The following is a 25,014-nucleotide window of genomic DNA, read 5'->3' as shown; positions in this document are numbered from 1 at the left end:
CCGCCGCTCCCGCGGACGGACTCCTCCGCCGACGGCCGTCACGGAGCCGGAACGGCCCGAATCTGGGAGCGCTCCCACACGCAAAGCGGCCGCCAAGGACCGGGACAACCTCCAACTACCCGCCGCTTAACAGGCAGTTAAAGGAAAGATCCGTCCGTTCTCTTGTTGATCCCTGGAGGGCGGGTCTAGGGTCTGACTCAGTAAATGGGAGCGCTTCCACAGTCTTGGGAGGGCGTCACCCGACGCGACCGATGACCACGGAGCCCTCCCCGGCACCCCCGCCCCCGTCCCGCCCGCCACGGATGCCCCCCACCTCCGCGGCGGAAGCGGACACCCCCACCCCGGCCGCCGGCCGCACCGCGAGCGAGCGGGCACCACCCCCCGCCGCCGCCCGCGCCCTGCCCGGCTCCGCCTCTGAAGAGCGCCATCCGCCGTCCCGCACCCGCACGGACGGCTCCGTTTCTCTCCTCACCGACCCCGCCCGCGAGACGGCGGGTGCGGCGAGGAGGCGTGCCCGCACGGCGCCCGCCCGGACCACTCCACCCGGTCCGGACGGTGGTCCGGGCGGCACAGCGGGCGCCCCGGCACCCGCCATCGCGCACCATCGCACGATCTACAGGAGGATCGCTGATGAGCCGCACCATCTCACCGACGGGCCGCCGCAAGCGCCCGAGACGTACCGCCCTCACGGCCTGTGCCCTCATGCTGGCCGCCGCCGGCACCGGCACCGCGCTGACCGGCACCGCCTCGGCGGCCCCGGCCGCCGCGGGGTGCACGGCCGACTACGCGGTGCAGAACCAGTGGGACACGGGCTTCACCGCCAACGTCACCGTCACCAACACCGGTGACGCCCTGAGCTCGTGGAACGTCGGATGGACGTTCGCCGGCAACCAGAAGGTGACCCAGGGCTGGAACGCCGACATCACCCAGAGCGGTTCCGCCGTGACGGCCGCCAGCCCCTCGTGGGGCGGCGCCCTGAGCTCCGGTGGCACGGCGTCCTTCGGCTTCCAGGCCACGTTCAGCGGGACGAACGCCGTCCCGGGCACCATCACGCTCAACGGCGTCACCTGCACGACCGACGGCAGCGACCCCGGCGACCCGGATGACCCGGGCGACCCCGGCGATCCGGGTGACCCGCCCGGCGACCGCGTGGACAACCCGTACGAGGGCGCCAAGGTCTATGTGAACCCGGACTGGTCCGCCCAGGCCGCCCAGGGCGGCGGCGAGGCGATCGCCGACCAGCCGACGGCCGTGTGGCTGGACCGCATCGCCGCGATCGAGTCGGGCTCCGCGGGTGAGAACACCATGGGCCTGCGCGACCACCTCGACGCGGCCCTGGAGCAGGACGCCGACGTGCTGCAGATGGTCACGTACAACCTGCCCGGCCGGGACTGCGCGGCGCTGGCCTCCCAGGGCGAACTCGGCCCGACGGAGATCGACCGCTACAAGAGCGAGTTCATCGACCCGATCGCCGAGATCCTGTCGGACCCGAAGTACGCCGGCATCCGGATCGTCAACACCATCGAGATCGACTCGCTGCCCAACCTCATCACCAATGTCGGCGACCGCGCCACGGCCACCGAGAACTGCGATGTGATGAAGGAGAACGGCAACTACGTCAAGGGCGTCGGCTACGCGCTGGCCACCTTCGGCGACATCGGGAACGTCTACAACTACATCGACATCGGCCACCACGGCTGGATCGGCTGGGACGACAACTTCACGGCCACCGCCGAGCTGCTGCACGAGGCGGCGACCACCGAGGGTGCCACCGTCGACGACGTGGCCGGCTTCGCCGCCAACGTCGCCAACTACGGTGCCATCGAGGAGCCGCACTTCTCCATCGACGAGTCCGTGAACGGCCAGATGGTGCGCCAGTCGAAGTGGGTGGACTGGAACCGCTACGTGGACATCCAGACCTTCTCGCAGGCGTTCCGCGAGGAGGCGGTCTCGGCCGGCTTCAACGAGGAGGTCGGTGTCATCATCGACACCTCCCGCAACGGCTGGGGCGGCCCCGACCGGCCCACCGGACCGGCGGAGAAGACCACCGTCGACGAGTACGTGGACGGCAGCCGCGTCGACCGACGCATCCACCAGGGCAACTGGTGCAACCAGGCCGGTGCCGGTCTCGGCGAGCGGCCCGCCGCCTCGCCCGCTCCGGGCATCGACGCCTACGCGTGGATCAAGCCCCCGGGCGAGTCGGACGGCTCCAGCAAGGCCATCGACAACGACGAGGGCAAGGGCTTCGACCGGATGTGCGACCCCACCTACGAGGGGAACGCGCGCAACCTGAACAACCCGTCGGGTGCCCTGCCGGACGCGCCGGTCTCCGGCCACTGGTTCCAGGCGCAGTTCGAGGAGCTGCTGGCGAACGCGTACCCGCCGCTGTAGCGGTCCGGCGGGGCGGCCGGTGACCGGGCGCCCCGCCCCCGTACCAGCGCGGACAGCGTGACAACGCGTTCTCTCCGGGAGGGAGCCGGCGGCCCGCCGGCTCCCTCTGTCCGTGTCCGCCGCCCGACCGGAGCGGTGCGCCGCTCAGGACGAGCCGCGGCGCACCAGTTCGGTCGGCAGCACGACCTGCCGGCTGCCGGAGTCGGGCTCCCCGATCTCCTGGAGCAGCACCCGGGCCATGGTCCGGCCCATCTCCTCTATCGGCTGGCGGACGCTGGTCAGCGGCGGGTCCATGTGGCGGGCGACCGGCGAGTCGTCGAAGCCGACGAGCGCCACGTCCTCCGGGATGCGGCGGCCGGCCTCCCGCAGCACCTGGCGGGCTCCGGAGGCCATCACATCGGAGGCGCAGAAGACCGCGTCGAGGTCCGGACGGCGCTCCAGGAGCCGGCGCATGGCGCGGCGGCCGCCCTCCTCGGTGAAGTCGGCGGGCTCGACCAGCGCCTCGTCCGGTTCGTGCCCGGCGGCGGCGATGGCCTGGTGGTAGCCGTCGAGGCGGCACTGGGCGACGTACATGTCGAGCGGCCCGGTGATCGTCGCGACGCGGCGGCGGCCGCGGCCGATCAGATGCTCGACGGCCGCGCCGGCGCCGCCGACGTTGTCGGAGTCGACGTACGGCACGGACTCCCCGGCGGCCCGGCGGCCGCTGAGGACCGCGGGCATCTCGATCTCCTCCAGGAGGTCGGGCAGCGGGTCGTCCGCGTGGACGGAGACGAGCAGGACGCCGTCGACCCGGTGCGCCCCGAGGAACTGGGTGAGCCGGTGGCGTTCCTTGGGGGTGCGGATCAGGGTGAGCAACAGCTGGATCTCGGTCTCGGCGAGTTCGGTGGAGATGCCGCGGATGATGTCGGAGAAGTACGGCTCGGCGAAGAGCCGGGTCTCGGTCTCGGGGATCACCAGGGCGACGGCGTCGGTGCGGTTGGCGGCCAGCGCCCGCGCCGCCCGGTTGGGCACATATCCCAGCTCCGCGATGGCGTGTTCCACCGCCGTCCGGGTCCGTTCGCTCACTCTGGGCGATCCGTTGATCACGCGGGAGACGGTGCCGCGTCCCACCCCCGCGCGCGCCGCGACCTCCTCCAGGGTGGGCCTGCCACCGTGTCTCTTCGTCATCGGCATGGTCCGCCTCCCGCTCCCAGCCTGCGTCCGTGGCTGTTGGACCATTCAACATCACTCCCCCGACGGCACGTTCCGTCCTACGCCCTTGACACTCTCCCGGCGAGCCGTGAACCTTCAAGGCGTCACGGATGAGAGCGCTCTCAAGCGCTCAACCCATACATCTCTCGACGTCTCTCAGCCATGCCCGACCGGCTTCTTCTCCGTTCAATCAGTTCGGCAGGGGGACGATACGCAGGGAGCAGGAGGATGTCATGCGCAGATCAGCCCACATGTCCCGGCGTACGGCGGCCTTAGCGACCACCGCCGCCCTTCTCACCGGCCTGCTGGCTGGTTGCGCGGACGACAGTGGCGGCAGTGACCGGGGAGGCTCCGGGGAGAGCGCGGACGGCAAGAAGACCGTCACCATCGGCGTCTTCGGGGTCTTCGGCTACAAACAGGCCGGGCTCTACGACGAGTATCAGAAGTTGAACCCCGGCGTCGTCATCAAGGAGACGTCCATCGAGCGGGCCGACCAGTACTACCCGCAGCTCCTCACCCACCTCGGGACCGGCAGCGGGCTCCAGGACATCCAGGCGATCGAGGTCGGCAACATCGCCGAGACCGTCACCCGGCACGCCGACAAGTTCGTCGACCTGGGCCGGGAGAAGGGCGTCGACCAGAAGAACTGGCTGGACTGGAAGTGGGCCCAGGCCACCGCCGAGGACGGCCGGACCATCGGTCTCGGCACCGACATCGGACCCATGGCCATCTGCTACCGCAAGGACCTCTTCGAGAAGGCCGGGCTGCCCACCGAGCGCGAGAAGGTCGGCGCGCTCTGGGCCGGCGACTGGGAGAAGTACGTCGAGACCGGCGAGAAGTATATGGAGAAGGCGCCGTCCGGCACCGTCTACACGGACACGGCGATCGGCCTCTTCAACGCCTCAGTCTCCGGCCGCGTGGAGCGGTACTACGACCGCGACGGCGAGCTGATCTACAAGGACGGCCCGGCCGTCAAGGACTCGTGGGACCTGGCGATGCGCGCCGTCGAGGGGAAGATGACGGCCCGCCTCAAGCAGTTCGACAAGCCGTGGGACCAGGCGTACGCCAACGGGCGGTTCGCCACCGTCGCCTGCCCCGCCTGGATGCTCGGCTACATCAAGGAGAAGGCCGGCCCCAAGGCGGCGGACAAGTGGGACATCGCGCCGGCGCCCAAGCCCGCCAACTGGGGCGGCTCCTTCCTCTCCGTGCCGGAGGCCGCGAAGAACAAGGAGGAGGCGGTCAAGCTCGCCGCCTGGCTGACGGCGCCCGAGCAGCAGGCCAAGCTCTTCCGGAAGCAGGCCTCCTTCCCCAGCTCGCCGACGACGTACGAGATGCCGGAGGTCGCCGACGCGCGGCACGAGTACTTCGGTGACGCGCCCATCGGCGGGATCTTCAGCCGGGCCGCGGAGGACATGCCCACCCTCGTCCTCGGCGAGAAGGACCTGCAGATCCAGACGGCGTTCACGGACGTCGGCATCCTCCAGGTCGAGCAGCAGGGCAAGTCGCCCGAGGCGGGGTGGGACGCCGCGCTGAAGAACATCGACAACCTGCTGGACCAGTGAGACGGATGACTGCGGACTCCTCTGCGGCCGCGTCCCCCGGAGCCTCGGGTTCCGGGGGACCGGGGGACGCGGCCCTCCGTACGATGCCCCGGACGGCGGGCGAGGCGGGACGGAAGACCGCCGCGACGGCCGGCCGGAAGAGGGACCCGAAGGCGGACCGGAGGGCCGAGCGGCGCAGCCGCCGCTACCGCCGCGACGTCCGCTGGAGCCCCTACGTCTTCATCTCGCCCTTCTTCCTCTTCTTCACCGCCTTCGGGCTCTTCCCGCTGCTCTACACCGGCTGGGCCTCGCTGCACCGGGTGTCGCTGCACGAACCGACCACCATGGAGTGGGCCGGGCTGCACAACTACACCCGGCTGATGGAGGACGAGTTCTTCTGGAACGCCCTGCGGAACACCTTCACCATCGGTGTGATCTCCACCGTGCCGCAGCTGCTGATGGCGCTCGGTCTCGCGCACATCCTCAACTACCGGCTGCGCGGCGCGATGTTCTTCCGGGTCGCGATGCTCGCCCCGTACGCGACGTCCGTGGCGGCCGCCACGCTCGTCTTCGTGCTGCTCTTCGGGCGCGACTACGGAATGATCAACTGGGCGCTGGGCTTCCTCGGCATCGAGAACATCAACTGGCAGACCGGGCACTGGACCTCGCAGCTGGCCGTGGCCTCGATCGTCATCTGGCGGTGGACCGGATACAACACGCTGATCTATCTGGCGGCCATGCAGGCCGTACCGCGCGATCTGTACGAGTCGGCGGCGCTGGACGGGGCCACCCGCTGGCAGCAGTTCCGCCATGTGACCATCCCCTCGCTGCGGCCGACGATCCTCTTCACCATCGTCGTCTCCACCATCGGGGCCACCCAGCTCTTCGGTGAGCCGCTGCTCTTCGGCGGCGCGGGCGGGCAGAAGGGCGGGCCGGACCACGCCTACCAGACCCTCGGGCTCTACATGTACGAGCAGGGCTGGTTCAACTTCCATCTCGGCCGGGCCTCGGCGATCGCCTGGGCGATGTTCCTGATCCTGCTGCTGATCGCCCTGGTCAACTGGCTGGTCGTCCGACGGCTGAGGAGAAACGGATGAAGACCCTCGTACCGGCCGGCGGGGCCGGCAAGGCCGGGGAGAGCGGCGCGGCCGGCACGCCCGGGACACCCGGCGGGGGCGGCGCCGCCGGGAAGGCCCGCGGCACGGCGGGGAAGGCCGGCCGGGCCGGCGGCCAGTCGTACGGCGGCCGGATCAGCTACGCCGTGCTGATCCTCTTCACCGCGGGCTCGCTCTTCCCGCTGGTGTGGACGGCCGTCGCCGCCTCCCGCGACAACACCCGGCTCTCGCAGACCCCGCCGCCCTTCTGGTTCGGCTCCGATCTGCTGCCCAATCTGCAGACCGCCTGGACCGACGCCCACATGGGGCTGGCGCTGCTCAACACGGCCGTGGTGGCCGGGACCATCACGGTGGGCACCGTCCTCTTCTGCACCATCGCGGGCTTCGCCTTCGCCAAGCTGCGGTTCCGCTTCCGCGAGGTGCTGCTGATGCTGGTGATCGGCACGATGATGATCCCGCCGCAGCTCAGCGTGGTGCCGCTGTTCATGACCATCGCCGAGCTGGAGTGGACCAACCAGCTCCAGGCCGTCATCCTGCCGACGCTGGTCAGCGCCTTCGGGGTGTTCTTCATGCGGCAGTACCTCGTGGAGGCGCTGCCGAGCGAGATCATCGAGGCGGCGCGGGTGGACGGCGCGAACAGCGTGCGGGTGGTCTGGCATGTGGTGTTCCCGGCGGCCCGGCCCGCGATGGCCGTCCTCGCCATGCTGACCTTCGTCCAGGCCTGGAACGACTTCTTCTGGCCGATCATCGCGCTCACCCAGGACAACCCCACGGTGCAGGTCGCCCTGACCGGGCTGGGCCAGGGCTATATCCCCGACCAGTCGGTGATCATGGCGGGCGCGCTGCTGGGGACCCTGCCCCTGCTGCTGGCGTTCACCCTCTTCGGCAAGCAGATCGTCGGCGGCATCATGCAGGGGGCCGTCAAGGGCTGAACCCTCCCCGGCCCGGCCCGGTCCGGGCCCGTTCCGAGCCTGGTCCGGGCCCGCCCGCCACCCACCACGCCCACCTGTCCCGTCCCCCCATGTTCTCCGCAACGGCTCTGATGGGAGCGATTTCATGACCGACGTCCCCGACGTCCCCGATCTCAACGGCCTCTCCGGGACCCCCCGGACGCCCCCCGCCGGCCGCCCCGAAGCCTTAGGGCAGCCGGCGTCCGGCCCCTCCGGGGAGCTCCGTTTCCCGCCCGGCTTCCTCTGGGGCACCGCCACCGCCGCCTACCAGATCGAGGGCGCCGTCCGGGAGGACGGCCGCACCCCCTCCATCTGGGACACCTTCTCCCACACCCCCGGCCGGACCGCCGGCGGCGACACCGGGGACACCGCCACCGGCCACTATCACCGGTGGCGCGAGGACGTGGCCTTGATGAAGGAGCTGGGCTACGGCGCCTACCGCTTCTCCGTCGCCTGGCCGCGGGTCCAGCCCACCGGCCGCGGCCCCGCCGTCCAGCGCGGTCTGGACTTCTACCGCGCCCTCGTGGACGAACTGCTGGCGGCCGGCATCACGCCCATGGTGACCCTCTACCACTGGGACCTCCCGCAGGAGCTGGAGGACGCGGGCGGCTGGCCCGAGCGCGACACCGCCCACCGCTACGCCGAGTACGCGCGGCTCGTCGGCGAGGCCCTCGGCGACCGCGTCGAGCACTGGGCCACCCTCAACGAACCCTGGTGCAGCGCCTTCCTCGGCTACGGCTCCGGGGTGCACGCCCCGGGACGCACCGACCCGGCCGCCGCCCTGCGCGCCGCCCACCACCTCAACCTGGCCCACGGTCTGGGCACCGCGGCGCTGCGCTCCGTCCTGCCCGCCCGGGGGAAGGTCACCGTCAGCCTCAACGCGGGGGTGGTGCGGCCGCTGACCGGTTCCCCGGGCGACGCCGACGCCCGGCGGCGGATCGACATCCTCGCCACCCGCGTCTTCAGCGATCCCATGCTGCACGGCACCTATCCGGAGAGCCTGTTCGCGGACACCGCGGGGATCACCGACTGGTCCTTCGTCCGCGACGGCGACCTGGCCACCGCCAAACAGCGGCTCGACGCGCTGGGCCTGAACTACTACTCGCCCACCGTGGTGTCGGCCGCCACCGATGACGGCGGTCCTCGCCGGGACGGCCACGGCAAGAGCGACCACTCCCCCTGGATCGGCGCCGACGACGTCGCCTTCCACCAGCCGCCCGGCGAACTCACCGCCATGGACTGGTCCGTGGACCCGACCGGGCTCCACGAGCTCATCATGCGCTTCACCCGCGAAGCGCCCGGGCTGCCGCTGCTGGTCACCGAGAACGGCGCCGCGTACGAGGACCGGCCAGGCCCGGACGGCCGGGTACACGACCCGGAGCGGATCGCCTATCTGCACGGCCACCTCGCCGCCGTGCACCGGGCGATGGCCGACGGCGCCGATGTGCGCGGCTACTTCCTCTGGTCGCTGATGGACAACTTCGAGTGGTCCTTCGGCTATGCCAAACGTTTCGGCCTGGTCCGCGTCGACTACGAGACGCTGGCCCGCGTCCCGAAGACCAGCGCGCACTGGTACTCCCGGCTGGCCCGGACGGGCGTGCTGCCGGATCCGGACCCGGGGCCGGGGGCCGGTGCCGACGCGGCGGCGGGTACGAGCGCGGGCGCGGGCAGCGGGCCCGTCCCGGCGGCATAAGCCCTGCGGCCGTGTCCGGCCGGCCGCGCCGCCCCCGGCCGGACACGGTTGCGCCCCGGCCGGGGCGGGGGCCGCCGGCCGGGGCGCACCGGTGGGGGGTGGCGGCTGACGGGCGGTGGGTTCCGGGCTCCGGCTCGTCCCGCCGTCGGCCCCACACCACCGCGCGCTGCACGTCCCGTTCCTGCCTCCGCCGACGAGCGGAGGCCGGTACATCGCATACGGTAGCCAACCGGAATCCGGCAAACCCCTTATTACGTACGGCAGTTCGGTACTTATTGCTGCCTTAAGGCTGGGATCGACCGCGCTTAACCTCCGGCCGGGCCACCGCGCTCCCGCCGCCCCGGGAGGCCGGGGCTCACACCGGAGTACCCGCCCTCCCGGCCTCCCCCGGTCTCCCCCGGCCCTCCGGGCCCTCCGGGCTTCCCCGGCCTCCGTCCCCACCGTCCGCGCCGCATCAGCCGGTCCACGCGGCGCCCGCCGGAACGCCGCCGTCCGCCGTCCAGCACGAGCCACATCCGCACCTCCGTGCCACCGAGCACGGAGCGGCCGACCCGCACATCGCCGCCCGTGGACTCGGCCACCCGGCGCACGATGTCCAGCCCCAGCCCCGTCGAGCCGCGCCCGCCGCCGCCGTGCCCCCGGCGCAGCGCCGCCTCGGGGTCGGTGATGCCCGGGCCGGCGTCCGAGACCAGCACGATCACCGCCCCGTCGGCGTGGTGGACGTCCACCGCGAAGTCCGTGCCCTCGGGGGTGTGCCGGAAGACGTTGCCGAGGAGCGCGTCGACGGCAGCGGCCAGTTCGGGGCGCGCCACGGGCACCCGGGCGGCCCGCTCGACGCCGGCGAGCCCCGCGGTGCGGCCCTCGTCCTCGGCCAGCGCCGACCAGAAGGCCATCCGGTCCCGGATCACCTCGGAGGCGTCGCAGCCCGCGCCCCCGTCCGCCGTCTCGGCACTCTCCGGGGCGCGTCCCGGCGGCCGCTGTTCGCGGGCGGTGCGGATGATCTGGTCGACCTCGGTCTCCAGCTGGGCGACGGCCGCCCGGGTCTGTTCGGCGGCGGGGCCGTCGCCGAGCGAGGCGGCGTTGAGGCGGAGCACCGTGAGCGGGGTGCGCAGCCGGTGCGAGAGGTCGGCGGCCAGCTCGCGCTCGTTGGCGAGCAGCCGGACGACCTCGTCGGCCATGGAGTTGAACGCGGCGGCGGCGGAACGGAGTTCGGCCGGTCCCGCCACCGGGACGCGGGTGGCGAGCCGCCCGGCGCCCAGGTCCTGCGCGGCTCCGGCGAGTTGTTCGGCCGGGCGGACCATCCGGGTGCCGAGCCGGTCCGCCACGGCCACCGAGCCGAGGACCAGGGCGAGCCCCACCCCGCCCAGCACCAGCCAGGCGGTGCGCACCCCGGCCGTGACCTCCTCGTCCGGGACGAACACCTCGACCACGGCGGTCTTCCCGGCGCCGACGGCGGTCGGCTGGAGCAGTACGAAACCGCCCGGCACGGCGGTGACGGAGCCCCGGCCGCGCCGGGCCGCGGCGGCCAGGTCGCCGGCGGAGGCGCGGCGCCGGCCGATCTCCACGGCGCCTTCCCCGGCCCCGGCGTCCCCGGCCGTTTCCGCGTCACCGGCCTTGTCCCCGGCGGGCGGCACATGGACGGCGATCCGGCCGTCCGCCCCGAACTCCGTGCTGGCGACGGCCCGTTCCAGCTCCCCGCGGTCGGTGGTGATGGCCAGGGCCGGCCCGATGGCGGCGGCCTGCCGCTCGGCGTTGGCGAAGGCCCGGTCCCGCGCCATCTCCCCCACCACGAGCCCGAGCGGCACGGCGAAGGCGACCACGACCATGGCCGTGACCGCCAGGCAGACCTTGACCAGGGCCCATCTCATCCCGGCCGCCTCACAGCCGCCCCCGCCGGGCCGCCGGCGGGAACACTCACCGGGCGCTCCCCGGGGCCGTGCACGGGGATGCGCGGGGGAACGCTCGGCACGCCGCTCACCGGGGCGGCTCCAGCTTGACGCCCACCCCGCGCAGCGTGTGCAGATAGCGGGGCGCGGCCGCCGTCTCCCCCAGTTTCCGGCGCAGCCAGGAGAGATGGACGTCGATGGTCTGGTCGTCGCCGTAGGACTGCTGCCACACCTCGGCCAGCAGCTCCCGCCGGGACACCACCACCCCGGGCCGCCCGGCGAGGAAGGCCAGCAGATCGAACTCGCGCCGGGTCAGGTCGAGGGAGGCGCCGTCGAGTTCGGCCTGGCGGCGCAGCGGGTCGACGAGCAGTCCGCCGACGCGCAGCACGTGCGCGTGCGGTTCGCCTGCCGTTCCCGTCGCCCGGGAGCGGCGCAGCACGGCCGCCATCCGGGCGGACAGGTGCTCGACGGAGAACGGTTTCGTCAGATAGTCGTCGGCGCCGTCGTTGAGGAGCCGGACGATCTCCGCCTCGTCGTCGCGCGCGGTGGCGATGATGACCGGCACGTCGGTGATCCCGCGCAGCATCTTCAGCGCCTCGGCCCCGTCGAGGTCCGGCAGCCCCAGATCGAGGATGACGACGTCGAAGCCGATCTGGGCCACCTCGCGGAGCGCCTCCAGCGCCGTACCGACGCTGCGTACGCTGTGCGAGGCGTCGGACAGGTGCCGGATGAGGGCGGAGCGTACGAACTGGTCGTCCTCGACCACGAGCACTCGTGCCATGGGCGGCACCGTACGCCATGCGGAGCGGACGGTCCCACGGTGGTCCGGTCGTCAACATCCGGCGGTGTGAGGGAGGATGGGCGCGATGCTACGAGGACTGGCGCAGAGCGCGGCCTGGCTCCTGGCCACGGGAGCCGCCGCCACCCTGTCGTGGTGGGGCGTCCACACCGCGCTCACCGGCACGGCCTACGACCGCCCGCGGGCCCTGCCCATCGACGCCGGCGCGGCGGCGAGCGGTGAGGCCGGGGCGCGGGGCGGCGCGGAGAGCGATGCCGCCGAGACCTCCGGTCCGGGGCCCTCGGCCTCGCCCGGGTCCTCCTCCCCCGCGCCGGCCGAGCGGTCGCCCGAGCCGTCCGGCAGCGGGCCGAAGCCGTGGGACGGGGCGCCCGCGAAGCCGGGGAAGACCTCGGAGGCCGCGTCCTCCCCGCCCACCGCCGGGGGTGAGGTGAAGAGTTACCCCGTGGCGGGCGGCCGGGTCGTGTTCGACCTCGGTGAGCGTTCGGCGAGCCTGGTGTCCGCGACCCCGGACGCGGGCTGGGAGATGCAGGTGTGGGAGCAGACCGAGTGGATCCGGGTGAACTTCACCTCGGGCGCGCGGACGACCTCCGTGTTCTGCACCTGGAACGGCCACCCGCCGACGGTGCAGGTCGTCGAGGGCTGAACGGGGCACTGCCGAACGGCCGTTCAGGGCACCGGCCGGCCTCAGGTCAGCGGTCGGCGATCGGCGGTCAGCGGGCGGCCCGCAGCCGTCAGCCGAAGGTGTCCGGCGGCGGGGCCGGTGAGGGCCGGGCCGCCGCGTCGGGGACGGGTACCGCGCCCCCGGTGAAGTCGTCCAGGGCGCGCCCGTGTTCGACGCGGCCGGGGTGCGGGTCGCCGGCCACCCGGCGGGTGAACTCCGCGACGGGCAGCGGCCCGTCGGCGGCCAGCAGTACGGCGTTCCCGAACCGTCTGCCGCGCAGCACCGCCGGGTCGGCGGCGAGGCACAGCTCGGGGAAGACGGCGCGGACGGTGGCGATCCGCGCCCGCAGATGCGCGAGCGGCGGGCCGTCGGTGACGTTCACGGCGTACCAGCCGCCGGGGCGCAGCGCACGCCGCACCTCGGCGGTGAACTCGGTGCTGGTGAGATGCGCGGGGGTCCGGGCGCCGCCGAACACGTCGGCGATGACGAGATCGGCCCAGCCGTCGGGGATCTTCGCCAGCCCCTCGCGGGCGTCCCCGGTGCGCACCCGGATCCGCCATCCGCTGTCCAGGGGCAGTTCGCGCCGCACGAACGTGATCAGCCCGGCGTCGAGTTCGACGATCTGCTGGGTGGACCGGGGGCGGGTCGCCGCCGTGTAGCGGGCGAGGGTGAAGGCGCCGCCGCCGAGGTGCAGGACGCGCAGGGGACGGCCGGGCGGCGCGGCCAGGTCGATGATGTGGCCGAGGCGGCGCTGGTAGGCGAAGTCGAGGTACCGCGGGTCGTCCAGGTCCACATGGGACTGCGGCGCTCCGTCGACGGTGAGCGTCCAGGCCCTCGGCCGCTCGCGGTCCGGGACGAGCTCGGCGAGGCCGCCGTCCACCGGCTCGCCGGCGGGTCCGGCCGGCCGCGACCGCCCGCGACCGCCGTCCGTACGGCCCTTGGCCCTGCCTTTCGCCATGGGACCCAGTATCCGTCGGCGGGTGCGCCGCCACCGCGGCCGGGGTCCCGGCCGGGCGGACGGTGGCCGGGCCGCAGTGCCGGCGCACCCGCCGGACGGTCACCGCGGCGGTTCGCTCACCGCGCCGGAGTGCGCCGGAGTGCGCCGGAGCGGGCCGGCCGGGCGCCGCGGGGGATGCCGGGCCGGGGAGCGCACCGAGCCGGCGCCGCCGCCTCAGCGGCAGCGGTCGACGGCCTCGATCAGCCGGCCGGCCTCGCCCAGGGCCGCCCGCAGCGCGGCCGGGTCGGTGACGTCGGCGGCGGCCTCCGGCGGCACCAGCCAGCCCGAACCGGCCACGGGCGGGGCGTCGGCTCCCGTGGCCGGCCGGGGGTCCGGGGCGACGGTGCGGGTGCAGGCGCTGCCCGGGAGGTCCCAGCGCTCGGCGGTGCCCGCCGGGACCAGGAAGCCGATGGTGTCGCAGCCGCCGTCGTGCAGGACGGGGCCGATGCCGCCGGTGTCCGCCGCGCCGGTGCCCCCCGCCCGCCGTCCGCCGCCGCGGCGCAGGATGTCCACCGCCTCCAGCCCCTGCCGGGCCGGCACGGTGACGAGATCGCAGCGGCCGAAGCCGTGTGCGGAAGCGTTTCCGTGGCCGGGCTTGCCGCGCTCCTTGGTGCCGCCCCGGTCCGTTCCGCGACCGTGCCCGGCCGCCGCCCGTGAGCCGCTGGTGTCCACGCCGGACTTCAACAAGGGAAACCCTCCTCCGAAGGGAGCCGAACGCTCCGTGTCCACCGGGAACAACGACCCGGGGATGTCAACGGCTACGGCGGCACACCGCTGGAAAGGATGGCGGTTCATGGCGGATCGCGGGCGGGATATCCCTTTTGTCATCAAACCGTGTGTAACAACTCCGCTACAAGGAGTACGGTCTGCTGCCATCGGCGGCGGTGCCGGGCCCCGGCCGCCGCCGGCAGAATCCGCCCCGACCGGGGCCCGGCACCGCGCACCGCCAGGGAGAGGGCCAGCCATGGCGTCACCGTCATCGTCCTCCGGAAACCGCCCCGCGCCGCGGCCGAACACCGCGTTCCGGGAGCTGCGCGGTGCCCGCTCCCCGGGCGAGTTCGCCGCGGCGGTGCGCCGCGCCGCGCGCGAGATCGGTGAACAGGTGTCGTGTGACGCGCGCTACATCGGCCGGGTCGAATCCGGTGAGATCCGCTGCCCCAACTATGCGTATGAACGGGTGTTCCGGCACATGTTCCCGGGGCACTCGCTCCAGGACATGGGGTTCCAGCCCCGGGAGTCGGTGCGCGGCCGCGGGGCCCGCGCCGTTCCCGGCCGGCCTCCGGGCGCTCCGCCGGGCGCGTATCCGGGACGGGTCCCGCCCGCGGGCCCCGTCCCGGACCGGCCCGCGGGACCGCTCGCGGGCCTGCGGCCGGGACTGCTCGCGGACGTGGCCGGAATCCCCCGTCCATCAGCCGACACCCCCGAGGAGAGCGACGTGCTGCGTCGCGCGTTCATGACCGGCGGCACCGCCGCCGTGGCGACCGCCGCCCTGGGACCGGCGTCCGCCGCCTCCCCCCACCGCCGCGCCGGTGCCTCCGACGCCGAGGCGGTCGAGGAATCCGTCCGCCAGATCCGCCTGCTGGACGACCGGCACGGCGGAGACGGCCTCTACCGTCGCGCCACCCAGCCCCTGCGCGACGCCTACGCCCTGCTGGACGCGGGGGCGCCGCGCCAGTCGGTCCGCGACCGGCTGCACGTCGGCGCCGGAGAACTCGCCATCTCCGTGGGCTGGCTGGCCCACGACTCCGGGCGGCTCGACGACGCCCGTTCCCACTACGCCGAGGCGCTCGCCACCGCGCGGGTCTCCGGCGACCCCGGACTGGAGGCGCACGCCTTCTGCAACACCGCGTTCCTCGCCCGGGACGCGGGCCGGCCGCGCGAGGCCGTCCGGGCCGCGCAGGCCGCGCAGCAGGCGGCCCGTCAACTCCCGTCCCACCGGCTGCTGTCACTGCTCGCCCTCCGCGAGGCCGGGGGCTGGGCCGGGCTCCGCGACCGCGCCGCCTGCGAACAGGCGCTGCTGCGCGCCCGGATCCTCTTCGCCCGCGGCCCCTCGGACGCCGACCCGGAGTGGATGTCGTTCTTCGGCGAGGCGGAGCTGGAGGGGCTGGAGTCGCAGTGCTGGTCGGCCCTGGGCGACTGGCAGCGCGCCGCCCGGCACGCGCGGCGCGCGGTACGGCTCCAGCAGCCCCACTTCGTGCGGAACCGGGCGCTGTTCACGGCCCAGCTCGCGGGCGACCTGGCACGGGGCGGCGAGATCGAGGAGGCCGCGACGGCCGGGCGGGAGGTGATCGGCCTGCTGGAGCAGGTGCGGTCCACCCGGATCCGGGCGATGCTCGACCGGACGGCGCGGGAGCTGCTGCCGTACCGGCGTTCGGCGCCGGTGGCCGACTTCCTCGCGCTGCACGGTTAGCCCGTACGCCCGGAACCGCGGTCGGCGCGGCGGGCGTGAAGGGCCCGCCGGACGCGGCTGTCCGGCGGGCGCGAGGACTCAGCGGTCCGGTGCGCTCCGGCCGCGCCCGCCTCTCGCTCGTGCCCGCCCTGTCACCGTGCCCGCTGTGCCGTGGCGCGGGCGGGCCCGGAGCCGAAGCGACCCCGGGTGTGGGGAGTTCGCGGGGCACGGGGAGCAGTGATCCTCAACCGGTCGGCCCGGCAAGGGAGTTGAGGCGCGGGAGTCGGGACGCGCGGCGCTCCGGGTGCCGGGCCCTGGTGGGACGTGCCGGGACTCTCCTGTGTCCGGGATCTCCGGTGTCCGGGCTCCTCCGGTCCCGTGTCCGGGCTCGTCCGGTGTATACGGGCTCGTCCCGCACCCGGGTCCCGTCCCGCACCCGGCGTCGTCCCGCTGTCCCGCGTGCGCCCGCCGCCGCAAGGCGCACCGTCCGGGCACCGTCGTACCCGGTTCGTACCGCCCGCGGGGCGGCCGGGACCCGCCTCCGGCCCGGCCCTCTCCGTGACGCCACCCGCCGCACCGGGCGCAGGGGTCCGCCGGGGCTGTCGGTGGGGGATGCGAGACTGCGGCTGATGAACGGTTCCCTCCACCACCGCGAGCACGGCCGCGACGCGACGGCCGGCCCGGCGGCGTCGCCGACGGCCGGGCACCGGCCGGCGACGGCGCTCCCGCGGCTCCTCGCCGAGCTGCGCGGACCGGGCGCCGCGCCCCGCCCGCTGGACGCCCGTGCCCTGGCCGCGCTGGCCGCCAACCCCGGCTGCCGGCGCCGGGCGCTGCTCGACGGGGCCGGGGTGGACAAGTCCGCCCTCGCCCGGGCCCTCGGGTCCCCGGCGGGCTTCGGCCGCTCGGAGTTCGCCTTCGTCCGGGGCAATGTCTTCGAGGCCCGGGTGCAGGCCGACGGCGGCGCCGAGCTGATCCGGCTGCTGCGCGAGCGGTTCGGTGCCGACGGGCCCGTGCCGGAGCCGGGGGAGGTGAACGTGCCCGACCTCTCCGCCCCCGGACCGGAGGGCCGCACGGCGCGCACCCGGCTGGCGCTGGCGGAAGCCTTCGCCGGCGGGGGCTGGACGCTGCTGTTCCATCCCATGGTCCGGCTCGACGTGGCCGGTTCACCGGCCGCTCTGGAACCGGACGCCGTGGCGGTGCACCCGGACGGGAGCTGCACGGTCGTGGAGGTCAAGTCCTTCCCCGTCGTGGACGGTTCGGCGGACGCCGCGAAGGTCGGGGCGGCGGCCCGGCAGGCCGCGGTGTACGTCCTGGCGCTGCGCGGGCTGGCGGAGGAGATCGACCGGCAGCCGGCATCCGGCGGGGACGCCACCCTCCCGGCACAGGCACAGGCACAGGGGCAGGGGCAGGTACAGGCACCGGCACGGGCGGCGGACGCGGTGACCCGGGAACGTCCCGCAGGGTCCGCGGGGGCCCCCGGAGCCGGGGAGGCGCCGGAGGCCGGACCGCACGGGGCGGGCCGGGTGCGGTCCACGATCCTGCTGGTCTGCCCCAAGGACTTCTCCAACCTGCCCACGGCCGAGCCGGTCGACGTACGCAAGCAACTGGCCGTCACCCGGCGGCAGCTGGACCGGCTGACCCGCATCGAGGACATCGCGGCGGCGCTCCCCGAGGGCACCACCTTCGATCTGCGCCTCGCCGACGACGACAGGACCCCGACCCGGCCGCCGGAGGAACTGGCGGCCGCCGTCGACGCGGTTCCCGCCGCCTACGCCCCGGAGTGCCTGGCCGCCTGCGAGCTGGCCTTCCACTGCCGGGCGCGGTCCCGCGAGGCCGGTGCCGTGGAGGCGCTGGGGCGGGGTGTGCGGGGCGAGTTGGGCGGGCTGACCACCGTGGAGAGCGTGCTGGAGGCGGCTTTCGGCGAGCACGGCGACCCGGCCGACCCGGCCGTGTCCGCCCTCCGCCGGGCGGCGGCCCTGCGCGCGGAGGCCCTGGCCACCGCGGGTGACGCCGCCGGACGCGACGGACTCCCCGCCGCCCACCGGAAGGGAGAGCCCGGATGTCGCTGATCACCACCCTCGCGCGGATGGAGGCCGTGGCCGCCGGCCGGGCCGCGCCCGGGGCCACGGTGCTCCACCGTCACCTCTCGGACCGGCCGATGGCCTTCGTCCCGCTGACGACCGCCGGCGAGGCGGGAGCCCCGCTCGGGGCCCTGGTCGGCACCGACCGCTCCGCGCCCCGGCTGCTGGTGGTGCCCCAGCCGCGCGACCGCGATCTGCGGTCCGCCTTCCTGGCGGAGCTCGCCGAGGTGCTGCTGCCGTACATCGACGCCTACGCGGACGGCGTGGAACTGGAGGAGCGCAAGGAGACCGACCCCGAGTCCGGCAAGAAGGTGCCGGTGCAGGTCGAACTCTGCGCGGACGCACCGCAGTTGCTGGTCCCGAGCACGGCCGGTGTCTCGTTCGTCCGGCTGCTGGGCCGCTCCATGCGTTTCCGGCGCACCGCCGAGCAGGATCCGGAGACGCCGCATCCGGCGCCGCCCCGGGTGCCGCTGCTCGGACGCTGGCTGACGCACTACGGCGAGCGGTCCCGGGTGCCGGGCTCCTCCCTGCTGCTGCCCATGACGGGGCTGCTGTCCCGGCACTGGACGACGGGCCAGAGCGGCGCCGAGGACCAGCATCTGGGGGCGCTCCTCGGCTGGATCGACCCCCCGGAGGGTCTGACGGGCGCCGAGGCGGCGCTCCGCGCGGAGGTGGAGCGCGACGGGGACGGGCTGCTGGTGTGCCCGCCCGCCGGTCCCGCGACCGACCCGGCGTTCGACAACAAGCGGCTGGCGCCGGCGATGGGCCGCTACGACCGGTCCCGGTCGGAGGCGGCGGCCGCGGCGGAGGCGGGAGCCCCGGGGCGGCTGCGCGGCGCGCGGCGGGACGTGGCGGCCTCCGAGGAGGAGATCCGCGCCCTGGTCGAGAGCCAGGTGCGGCCCACCTGGGACGCCCTGTGGCGCGGGGTCGACCTGTTGCGGGCCCTGCCGCCGGGCGGCCACGTCGCCGACCGCTGGAAGCGGGACCGCTGGTCGTACACCGCGCACCGGGACCGCGTCCGGGCCGGCGAGCCGCCGCAGCCCAAGCGGGACGACGCGGTCACGGCCGCGCAGAAACTCGCCACGCGCGAGACGGCGCAGGCCCAGCTCGACGCGCAGGAGGCGCTGGACGATCCGCTGGTGATGGCGGCCCGGCGGCTGGCCGGTGAAGCCTTCGCGGGCGAGGTCGCGGCGGTGGAGATGGCGTACTCGGAGGGGCGGCGGCCGATGCCTCGCCCCCTGGTCACGGTCCGGACGGACGACCAGCCGCATCTGACGGAGCGGACGAAGGTGTACCGGGCCCTGGCCGACGGCCGGAGCCAGCCCGGCGAGTGCGTGGAGCGGCGGCCGGAGGGCATCGTCGTCCGGCTGACCGGCGGCATGGGCCGCGGCAAGGTGCCGGACGAGGGCTCGGTGCCGGAGCCGGGCGACCGCGTGTGCTGGACGCTGTTCGAGCATGCCCCCCGGGGCGGGCCCGACCTGCCCGACCCGGAGCGGACCCCGTGGACCCACGGCGGTCCGCCGGTCGTCCCGGGCGGCGACGGCGGTGTCCCGGCCCCGTCCGGTGCCGCCGGACCGGCCGCGCCCGTGCCTGCCGTCCCCGCGGCCCCCGGCGGGCGGCCAGTCGTCCTCGACACCGGCCCGGATACGGCGACCGCGGAGGACTTCCTGTGACCCGCGTCCCCGTACCGACCGCGCCCGGCCCGAACGGCAGCCGGACCCCGGCGGCGGAGCGCGGGGGCACACCGGCCCCGAGCCGGCCCGCCCGCCTCATGGCGGGGCCGCACCACCACATGCCCCGGAAGGATTCCCCGTGACCGGCACCGGCCTCCCCTCACCCGCACGTTTCCCGGCGGCGGACCGCGCCGGAGGCGGGCCCGGACCCGGCTCCGTACCCGAACCGGGCTCCGCGCCCGGCCCGCGGGAGTCCGGGGCGCCCGGCCGCGCCGCCTTCGACCCCGGTGCGGAGGCCGCCCGCGCGACCGAGGCGATCCTCCACGACACCCTGCACAGCCCGTACCGCGGTGTGGTCGTGGACTCCCCGCCCGGCGCGGGCAAGTCCACCCTGGTCGTCCGGGCCGCGCGCGAGCTGGCCGCCGCCGGGCACCGCCTGATGGTGGTCGCGCAGACGAACGCGCAGGTGGACGATCTCGTCGACCGGCTGGCGACCGCCGACCCGGAGCTCCCCGTCGGCCGGCTGCACAGCAGCGACCCCGATCCGTACGACAAGACGCTGGACGGGCACCCTTCCGTCCGCACCTCCGCCAAGGCCGCCGACCTCGCGGGGATGGAGGTCGTGATCTCGACGGCCGCGAAGTGGGCCCACGTCAAGAACGCCGAGCCGTGGCGGCACGCCATCGTCGACGAGGCGTACCAGATGCGTTCGGACGCGCTGCTGGCCGTCGCGGGGCTCTTCGAGCGCGCCCTGTTCGTCGGCGACCCGGGGCAGCTCGACCCGTTCAGCGTGGTCGGCGCCGAGCAGTGGGCGGGGCTGTCGTACGACCCGTCGGCCAGCGCCGTGTCCACACTGCTCGCGCACAACCCGGCGCTGCCGCAGCACCGGCTGCCGGTGTCCTGGCGGCTGCCGGCGTCGGCGGCGCCGCTGGTGTCCGGCGCCTTCTACCCCTACACCCCGTTCCGCAGCGGCACGGGGCCGGGCGACCGGCGGCTGTCCTTCGGCACGGCGGCGGACGGCTCACCGGCGGACCGGGTGCTGGACGAGGCCGCCGAGTCCGGCTGGGGCCTGCTGGAGCTGCCCGCGCGGCACACCCCCCGCACCGACCCGGAGGCCGTGGGCGCCGTGGCGCGGGTGGTGCGGCGGCTGCTGGACCGGCGCGGGGTGACGGCCGACGAGCGCCGGGACGCGGTGCCGCTGACGGCCGACCGGATCGCGGTCGGCACGGCCCACCGCGACCAGGCCGCGGCCGTACGGGAGGCGCTCGCCGCACTGGACGCGGGCGAGGTCACCGTGGACACGGCCAACCGGCTGCAGGGCCGGGAATTCGATGTGACGGTCGTCCTGCACCCGCTCTCCGGCCGCCCCGACGCCACGGCCTTCCATCTGGAGACGGGCCGGCTGTGCGTCCTGGCCTCGCGCCACCGCCACGCGTGCGTCGTGGTGTGCCGGGAGGGCGTGAGGGAGCTGCTGGACGGGCACCCGTCCACGGAACCGGTACAGCTCGGGGTGACCGTGAAGTTCCCGGACGGCTGGGAGGCGAACCACGCCGTGATGACGCGACTGGAGGAGCACCGGGTGCGCTGGAGGCCGTGACCCCCGGGCCCTCTTGCGCGTCCCTGGACAATGGACGGGGTGCGCGGACGCGGGGAGGCCCGTCCGCGGACCCGAGCGAACCGAACAGCCGGGAGGCACGTACATGACCGAGCCGCATTCGGCTCCCGATCACCGCGACCGCGGCGGGGCGCGGCGCCACCGCAAACCGGCGGCGCTGCTCTTCGAGCCGCCCGAGGCGGTCGCGGACCCCGAGCACTTCTTCGATCTGGAGTCGATCGAGGACCCGCGGCAGCTCCTGTCCCGTTCCACGGAGCTGACGCTGGCGTTCCGCGCGGCCGCCGACCGGGCGACCGAGTTCCAGGCCATCGCGGCGGCGCAGCTGGCCGACCCGAAGCGGTTCGACCGGCTGCCGGTTTCGGCCATCGCCGAGCGCGCGGAGTGGTCGGAGGACTACACCCGGCGCATGATCGACTTCGGCCGCGAACTGCTCCGCGACGGCGGCCCCACCGCGGACTGAGCACGGCCCGGTCCGCGCGGGCGGCCCGGCGGGCGGTCCCCGCGGGCGCGAGGCCCGTGACCGCCCGGAGGGCACTCCCGGGGTGGGGGGACGGCGTCCCCTCCCCGGCGGGTGCGTTCCGGACCCCGGAAAACCGGGCCGCGGAAAGCCGGAGCCCGGAACCGGCAACCGGCAACCGGCAACCGGCAACCGGCAACCGGGGGCGGAACCCGTCCACCCCCGCGCTCACCCGTGTCACTTCCTCCCCGGCCCTCGCCGAGCGGGAGCGCATCCGTCCCGCCTCGCCCCGCCTCGCCCCGCCGAATTCCGGCAAGCACCGGATATGCGGGGGCCCGACCGATAAACATGGACGCCATGAGCGACTGGCAGCCGCGACCGTGGCAGCACCCCGACGGATCCACCCGCTTCGCCCTCTTCCGGGCTCCCGCGCCGGACGACGGCTCCCTCGTCCCGGCCCGGGTCACCGCCGCCGGGGCGGCCTGGCTCGCATCGGCCGCCCCGGCCCCGCAGCGCGTCCTGGCCCTCTGGGCCGCCCGCCCGGAGGCCCCGGCCGTACTGCCCTGCGGAACGGCGTTCGACGTGATCAGCGCTCCGGGCGTGTTCGGCCGGCGGCTGCTGGACCGGCTGTGGTCGAAGGGCCCCGGCTCCGGACCGGTGGCCGTGCACCGCGGACGCCTGCTGCTCTTCACCGAGCCCGGCACGGCCCGCCGGCTGCCCGCCCTGCTCGCCGGGACGCAGTGGGGCGCGGCCCTCCCGCCGCTGCTCTGCCACGGGACGGGCGACACGGTGACCGTACCGCCGCTGCGCCTGCCCGCCTCCGCCCTCGCGGCGACGGCGAGACCTCCGGCCCCGGCCGTCGCGGCCGCCCCCGGCGGCCTCCGCCCCGTGGCCGGAACCGGTGTCCCCGGGCCGGGGAACGGCGCCGGTACCGCCCGTCCGGCGCTCTCCCGCTGGCTGGCGGCGCCCGACGTCCGGCACCCCTGGCTGCCCGGCGGCGAGGTGCTGCGGTGGGCCTGCTCCGGGGCCGTTCCGGGCGGTGCGGCGGCCGGCCGGCCGCTTCCCGCCCCGGCTCTCGCCGCCCCCACCGGCGCCTGCTGAGGCCGTCCCGGCTTATCGATTTTCGCGGACCCGGATACGGATGCTAATGTCTTTCCCGTCGGGCGCCGCTAGCTCAGTTGGTTAGAGCAGCTGACTCTTAATCAGCGGGTCCGGGGTTCGAGTCCCTGGCGGCGCACTTACGGTTCTACCGTTGACCAAGGCTTTTCCGCTCCGGCGGGAAAGCCTTTCGTCATGCACGGGCCCGGTCCTCACCCCTTGGGTCCGGCCTCCACACCCGCCCCGCACCCACAACGCCCCCTGGCCCGCACCCTCCGGCCCCGTTCCCGGGGCCCGCGGCCACCGGGGCTCCGGCCGCCCCTCCGCCCGCCCCCTCAGAACACCCCGGACGGCTCCGCGGGCCGGTCCACGCGCACCGTCCAGCGTCCGCGCGTATCCGTACCGAGCACCTCCACCGAGACCCCGCTCTCCGGGTCCGTCAGCCGCTCCCCCACCCCCAGCGGGGCGTCCGCCAGCGCCGGGTGGACGGAGCCGTTCCAGCAGGCGCCCGAGCGCGGATGCCCGTCCAGCACCTTGACGGGCCCCTCGGCGGAGCCCGTCTCGCTGTGCACCCGGTAGACGAGCACCCCCTCGGTGCAGGTGGTCAGGTCGTTGCCCACCGCGGCCCGGGCCTCGACGGCGAGCACCGTCGAGGCACCGGTACGGACCACCAGCAGCCGGGGCCCGGCGACCGCTCCGCGCCCGGCCGGGGCCGCGACGGGCACGAGCAGGTGCGCGCTCCCGCCCTCGCCCCGCACGCAGGTGACGTCTCCCCGGTCCAGCCAGCCGAGTTTCCACTTGTGCCAGCCGAAGAAGTCCGGGGCCAGCCCGAACTGGCTGCCCATGAGGTCCCAGTCGCCCACATGAGTGTCCCAGTCGCCCTTGCCCTGCTTCGGCCGGTGGTAGAGATCCGGCAGGTCGAACACATGCCCGGTCTCATGGGCGAGCACATTGCGGTCCGGCGGCCGCTGCTCGAACACGGTGACGATCCTGCGGACCTCCGTGCCGTCGACACGCATCGGTTCGTCGAAGTTGACGACCTTGGTGGCGTCCGAGTCGACCCCCGGGGCGTCCGGGTCGGCGACCAGGTAGACGATGTCGTAGCCCGAGAAGTCCACCACCCGGTCGGCCAGGCCCATCGCGTCGCCCAGATAGGCCGCCCGCAGCTCGGTGTCCCAGTCCCGCCCTATGCCGTAGGTCGTCGAGGCGGCGGGCATCTCCAGCCACTTCCGCACCGGATCGACATGGAGCCGGAACTTCCCGTACGAGGCCCGCTCGAAGAACTCGGCGGTCCCCGGAAAGTAGTCCGACACCAGTTGGTCCGGCGCGACGACCGGATCGGCGTCCGGGAAGGAGAGGAAGGCCATCACCGCGCGGATGTCGTCCCGGGGCTCCGGATAGGCCGCGTTCCAGCTGTCGAGCCCTTCGGAGTGGTGGACCGCGCTGCGGGTCAGGGCGCAGGCATCGTCGAGCACGGCGGCCGTGGCCGGGCCGGCGACCAGCGAGGTGGCGAGCATCGCCGTGAACGACATCGCACCCGCGGCCGCCCGGCGGAGGCGCGGCCGCGACCGGACCGGCCGGGCCTCCGGTCCCCCGGACGTCAGCGAGTGCGACACGTCGGCCTCCCCGGACGTGGGACAGGACACGCGTCCACTTTGCGGGGATATTTACACACTCACCCTGTTTCCTTGACCCGGTCGGGTGAGGCGGGGCGGCAGGACGGGCCGTAACTCAACGTCACCCGCGCTCGTTGGTCATCGCACGTCCGGGCACCGTCCTGCAGAAACGATCGGACAGTCGCTCTGCCGTACGTCCCCCCCGTGGGCCGTTCGATGGAACAAGTCCAGACGAACCTCTATGATCGGCACATTTCCAGCGCGGACCCCTCCCCCGGAGGCCCTCGGGGCACCGGAGTGACCGGCTCCGCGGTCCGTACGAGTCGAGTCCTCAGCGGGAGTGAACGGTGAGCGGATCACCCAACAGGCCAGGTGCGGGACCCGGAATCACCCTGCCGACCTTCACGGAGAGTAGCCAGATCTTCCGCCGCTCCCCGGCCTCCCGGACGGCCTCCCCGCCGCCCCCGGCCGAGCCTTCGCCGCCGCCTCCGGCGCCCGGTGGCCCTTCGTCCGCGGGCCCGTCCCGCACGGACCAGTCCCGCACGGACCCGTCTGCCACCGGCCGTCCAGTCACCGGCCACCGGATCGCCGGCCACCCGGTCGCCGGCCTCTCGCTCGCGGGCTCCGCGACCGTCTGGCGCCGCGCACCCTCGGGCCGGCCGGCCGCGGAGCCCTCCTCCGCCCCGGGCCCCGCACCGGCGGCCCCGGAACCGGCGCCCACGCCGGCCCCCGCGCCCGCCCCGTCCGGCCGCGGCCCGGCCTCGCGGCCGCCGGGCCCGTCCACCGCGGCGAGGCCCGGGCCGGCGGCGTCGACGTCGTCGTCACCACCATCGCCATCGCCATCGTCATCACGCGGTACGG

Annotated in this window: 18 protein-coding genes and 1 tRNA gene; 13 read left to right on the top strand and 6 right to left on the bottom strand. The window is 74.8% G+C overall.

Annotated elements, in window-relative coordinates; all coding sequences use genetic code 11:
- Positions 1-630: 630 nt before the first annotated feature.
- Positions 631-2,391, top strand: a complete 1,761-nt coding sequence (locus tag LIX60_RS20740) for a glycoside hydrolase family 6 protein (RefSeq protein ID WP_227959821.1) — start codon at positions 631-633, stop codon at positions 2,389-2,391.
- Between the two features lie 144 nt (positions 2,392-2,535).
- On the opposite strand, the gene LIX60_RS20735 is transcribed toward LIX60_RS20740, so the two are convergent.
- Positions 2,536-3,564: a LacI family DNA-binding transcriptional regulator gene (locus LIX60_RS20735; protein ID WP_227959820.1), complete on the bottom strand. Its 1,029-nt coding sequence runs from the start codon at positions 3,562-3,564 to the stop codon at positions 2,536-2,538.
- A 251-nt stretch (positions 3,565-3,815) separates the two neighbouring features.
- Here LIX60_RS20735 and LIX60_RS20730 point away from each other — a divergent pair, with 251 nt between their 5' ends.
- The 4 genes from LIX60_RS20730 (at position 3,816) to LIX60_RS20715 (ending at position 8,881) form a co-directional block, all read left to right on the top strand.
- Positions 3,816-5,144, top strand: a complete 1,329-nt coding sequence (locus tag LIX60_RS20730) for an extracellular solute-binding protein (RefSeq protein WP_227959819.1) — start codon at positions 3,816-3,818, stop codon at positions 5,142-5,144.
- An 83-nt stretch (positions 5,145-5,227) separates the two neighbouring features.
- Positions 5,228-6,220 carry a carbohydrate ABC transporter permease gene (locus LIX60_RS20725; RefSeq protein WP_227959818.1) on the top strand — a complete coding sequence of 331 codons (993 nt, stop codon included), beginning with the start codon at positions 5,228-5,230 and terminating at the stop codon, positions 6,218-6,220.
- The gene (locus LIX60_RS20720) at positions 6,217-7,170 is read left to right on the top strand and encodes a carbohydrate ABC transporter permease (RefSeq protein ID WP_227959817.1); all 954 of its coding nucleotides are present in this window, start codon (positions 6,217-6,219) and stop codon (positions 7,168-7,170) included. Before LIX60_RS20725 ends, LIX60_RS20720 begins: the two co-directional genes overlap by 4 nt.
- A 124-nt stretch (positions 7,171-7,294) precedes the next feature.
- A complete protein-coding gene (locus LIX60_RS20715; protein ID WP_227959816.1) occupies positions 7,295-8,881 on the top strand; it encodes a GH1 family beta-glucosidase in 1,587 nt (528 codons plus the stop codon).
- 305 nt (positions 8,882-9,186) lie between these two features.
- Here the strand turns inward: LIX60_RS20715 and LIX60_RS20710 are convergent, their stop codons facing one another.
- A complete protein-coding gene (locus LIX60_RS20710; RefSeq protein ID WP_227959815.1) occupies positions 9,187-10,749 on the bottom strand; it encodes a HAMP domain-containing sensor histidine kinase in 1,563 nt (520 codons plus the stop codon).
- 106 nt (positions 10,750-10,855) lie between these two features.
- Entirely contained in the window at positions 10,856-11,548 is a 693-nt protein-coding gene (locus LIX60_RS20705) for a response regulator transcription factor (RefSeq protein ID WP_227959814.1), read from the bottom strand.
- Positions 11,549-11,633: 85 nt separating this feature from the next.
- Between LIX60_RS20705 and LIX60_RS20700 the strand changes: the two genes are divergently transcribed.
- Complete coding sequence (locus LIX60_RS20700) at positions 11,634-12,209, top strand: hypothetical protein (protein WP_227959813.1); 576 nt, start codon at positions 11,634-11,636, stop codon at positions 12,207-12,209.
- An 88-nt stretch (positions 12,210-12,297) separates the two neighbouring features.
- Here LIX60_RS20700 and LIX60_RS20695 read toward each other — a convergent pair whose 3' ends face one another.
- Both LIX60_RS20695 and LIX60_RS20690 read right to left on the bottom strand, forming a co-directional pair.
- On the bottom strand, positions 12,298-13,185 hold the full coding sequence (locus LIX60_RS20695; protein ID WP_227959812.1) for a spermidine synthase: 888 nt from the start codon (positions 13,183-13,185) through the stop codon (positions 12,298-12,300).
- A 213-nt stretch (positions 13,186-13,398) separates the two neighbouring features.
- The gene (locus LIX60_RS20690) at positions 13,399-13,911 is read right to left on the bottom strand and encodes a hypothetical protein (protein ID WP_227959811.1); all 513 of its coding nucleotides are present in this window, start codon (positions 13,909-13,911) and stop codon (positions 13,399-13,401) included.
- A 277-nt stretch (positions 13,912-14,188) separates the two neighbouring features.
- Between LIX60_RS20690 and LIX60_RS20685 the strand changes: the two genes are divergently transcribed.
- From LIX60_RS20685 to LIX60_RS20655, 7 genes are all read left to right on the top strand, one after another.
- On the top strand, positions 14,189-15,634 hold the full coding sequence (locus LIX60_RS20685) for a hypothetical protein (RefSeq protein ID WP_227959810.1): 1,446 nt from the start codon (positions 14,189-14,191) through the stop codon (positions 15,632-15,634).
- A 608-nt stretch (positions 15,635-16,242) separates the two neighbouring features.
- A complete protein-coding gene (locus tag LIX60_RS20680) occupies positions 16,243-17,682 on the top strand; it encodes a hypothetical protein (RefSeq protein WP_227959809.1) in 1,440 nt (479 codons plus the stop codon).
- Positions 17,673-19,367, top strand: a complete 1,695-nt coding sequence (locus LIX60_RS20675) for a hypothetical protein (protein WP_227959808.1) — start codon at positions 17,673-17,675, stop codon at positions 19,365-19,367. The genes LIX60_RS20680 and LIX60_RS20675 overlap by 10 nt, the downstream gene beginning before the upstream one ends.
- 316 nt (positions 19,368-19,683) lie before the next feature.
- Positions 19,684-20,964, top strand: coding sequence for an AAA domain-containing protein (locus LIX60_RS20670; protein ID WP_227962844.1), 1,281 nt, complete (start codon positions 19,684-19,686; stop codon positions 20,962-20,964).
- A gap of 103 nt (positions 20,965-21,067) precedes the next feature.
- Complete coding sequence (locus tag LIX60_RS20665; RefSeq protein ID WP_227959807.1) at positions 21,068-21,442, top strand: hypothetical protein; 375 nt, start codon at positions 21,068-21,070, stop codon at positions 21,440-21,442.
- A gap of 354 nt (positions 21,443-21,796) precedes the next feature.
- The gene (locus tag LIX60_RS20660) at positions 21,797-22,540 is read left to right on the top strand and encodes a bifunctional DNA primase/polymerase (protein WP_227959806.1); all 744 of its coding nucleotides are present in this window, start codon (positions 21,797-21,799) and stop codon (positions 22,538-22,540) included.
- A gap of 62 nt (positions 22,541-22,602) precedes the next feature.
- A tRNA-Lys gene (locus LIX60_RS20655) sits at positions 22,603-22,676 on the top strand.
- Between the two features lie 196 nt (positions 22,677-22,872).
- Here the strand turns inward: LIX60_RS20655 and LIX60_RS20650 are convergent.
- Positions 22,873-24,183, bottom strand: a complete 1,311-nt coding sequence (locus LIX60_RS20650) for a M6 family metalloprotease domain-containing protein (protein ID WP_374117887.1) — start codon at positions 24,181-24,183, stop codon at positions 22,873-22,875.
- Positions 24,184-25,014: the final 831 nt, after the last annotated feature.

Source organism: Streptomyces sp. S07_1.15, from assembly GCF_020739505.1.
Taxonomy (GTDB): domain Bacteria; phylum Actinomycetota; class Actinomycetes; order Streptomycetales; family Streptomycetaceae; genus Streptomyces; species Streptomyces xinghaiensis.
The sequence above is the reverse complement of the archived record's forward strand: the minus strand, read 5'-3'. Positions and strand labels throughout refer to the sequence as shown.

Excerpts from the sequence above, each read along its gene's own strand:
- LIX60_RS20740 (WP_227959821.1), top strand. The coding sequence starts at position 631 with ATGAGCCGCACCATCTCACCGACGGGCCGCCGCAAGCGCCCGAGACGT.
- LIX60_RS20735 (WP_227959820.1), bottom strand. The coding sequence starts at position 3,564 with ATGCCGATGACGAAGAGACACGGTGGCAGGCCCACCCTGGAGGAGGTC.
- LIX60_RS20730 (WP_227959819.1), top strand. The coding sequence starts at position 3,816 with ATGCGCAGATCAGCCCACATGTCCCGGCGTACGGCGGCCTTAGCGACC.
- LIX60_RS20725 (WP_227959818.1), top strand. The coding sequence starts at position 5,228 with ATGCCCCGGACGGCGGGCGAGGCGGGACGGAAGACCGCCGCGACGGCC.
- LIX60_RS20720 (WP_227959817.1), top strand. The coding sequence starts at position 6,217 with ATGAAGACCCTCGTACCGGCCGGCGGGGCCGGCAAGGCCGGGGAGAGC.
- LIX60_RS20715 (WP_227959816.1), top strand. The coding sequence starts at position 7,295 with ATGACCGACGTCCCCGACGTCCCCGATCTCAACGGCCTCTCCGGGACC.
- LIX60_RS20710 (WP_227959815.1), bottom strand. The coding sequence starts at position 10,749 with ATGAGATGGGCCCTGGTCAAGGTCTGCCTGGCGGTCACGGCCATGGTC.
- LIX60_RS20705 (WP_227959814.1), bottom strand. The coding sequence starts at position 11,548 with ATGGCACGAGTGCTCGTGGTCGAGGACGACCAGTTCGTACGCTCCGCC.
- LIX60_RS20700 (WP_227959813.1), top strand. The coding sequence starts at position 11,634 with ATGCTACGAGGACTGGCGCAGAGCGCGGCCTGGCTCCTGGCCACGGGA.
- LIX60_RS20695 (WP_227959812.1), bottom strand. The coding sequence starts at position 13,185 with ATGGCGAAAGGCAGGGCCAAGGGCCGTACGGACGGCGGTCGCGGGCGG.
- LIX60_RS20685 (WP_227959810.1), top strand. The coding sequence starts at position 14,189 with ATGGCGTCACCGTCATCGTCCTCCGGAAACCGCCCCGCGCCGCGGCCG.
- LIX60_RS20680 (WP_227959809.1), top strand. The coding sequence starts at position 16,243 with ATGAACGGTTCCCTCCACCACCGCGAGCACGGCCGCGACGCGACGGCC.
- LIX60_RS20675 (WP_227959808.1), top strand. The coding sequence starts at position 17,673 with ATGTCGCTGATCACCACCCTCGCGCGGATGGAGGCCGTGGCCGCCGGC.
- LIX60_RS20665 (WP_227959807.1), top strand. The coding sequence starts at position 21,068 with ATGACCGAGCCGCATTCGGCTCCCGATCACCGCGACCGCGGCGGGGCG.
- LIX60_RS20660 (WP_227959806.1), top strand. The coding sequence starts at position 21,797 with ATGAGCGACTGGCAGCCGCGACCGTGGCAGCACCCCGACGGATCCACC.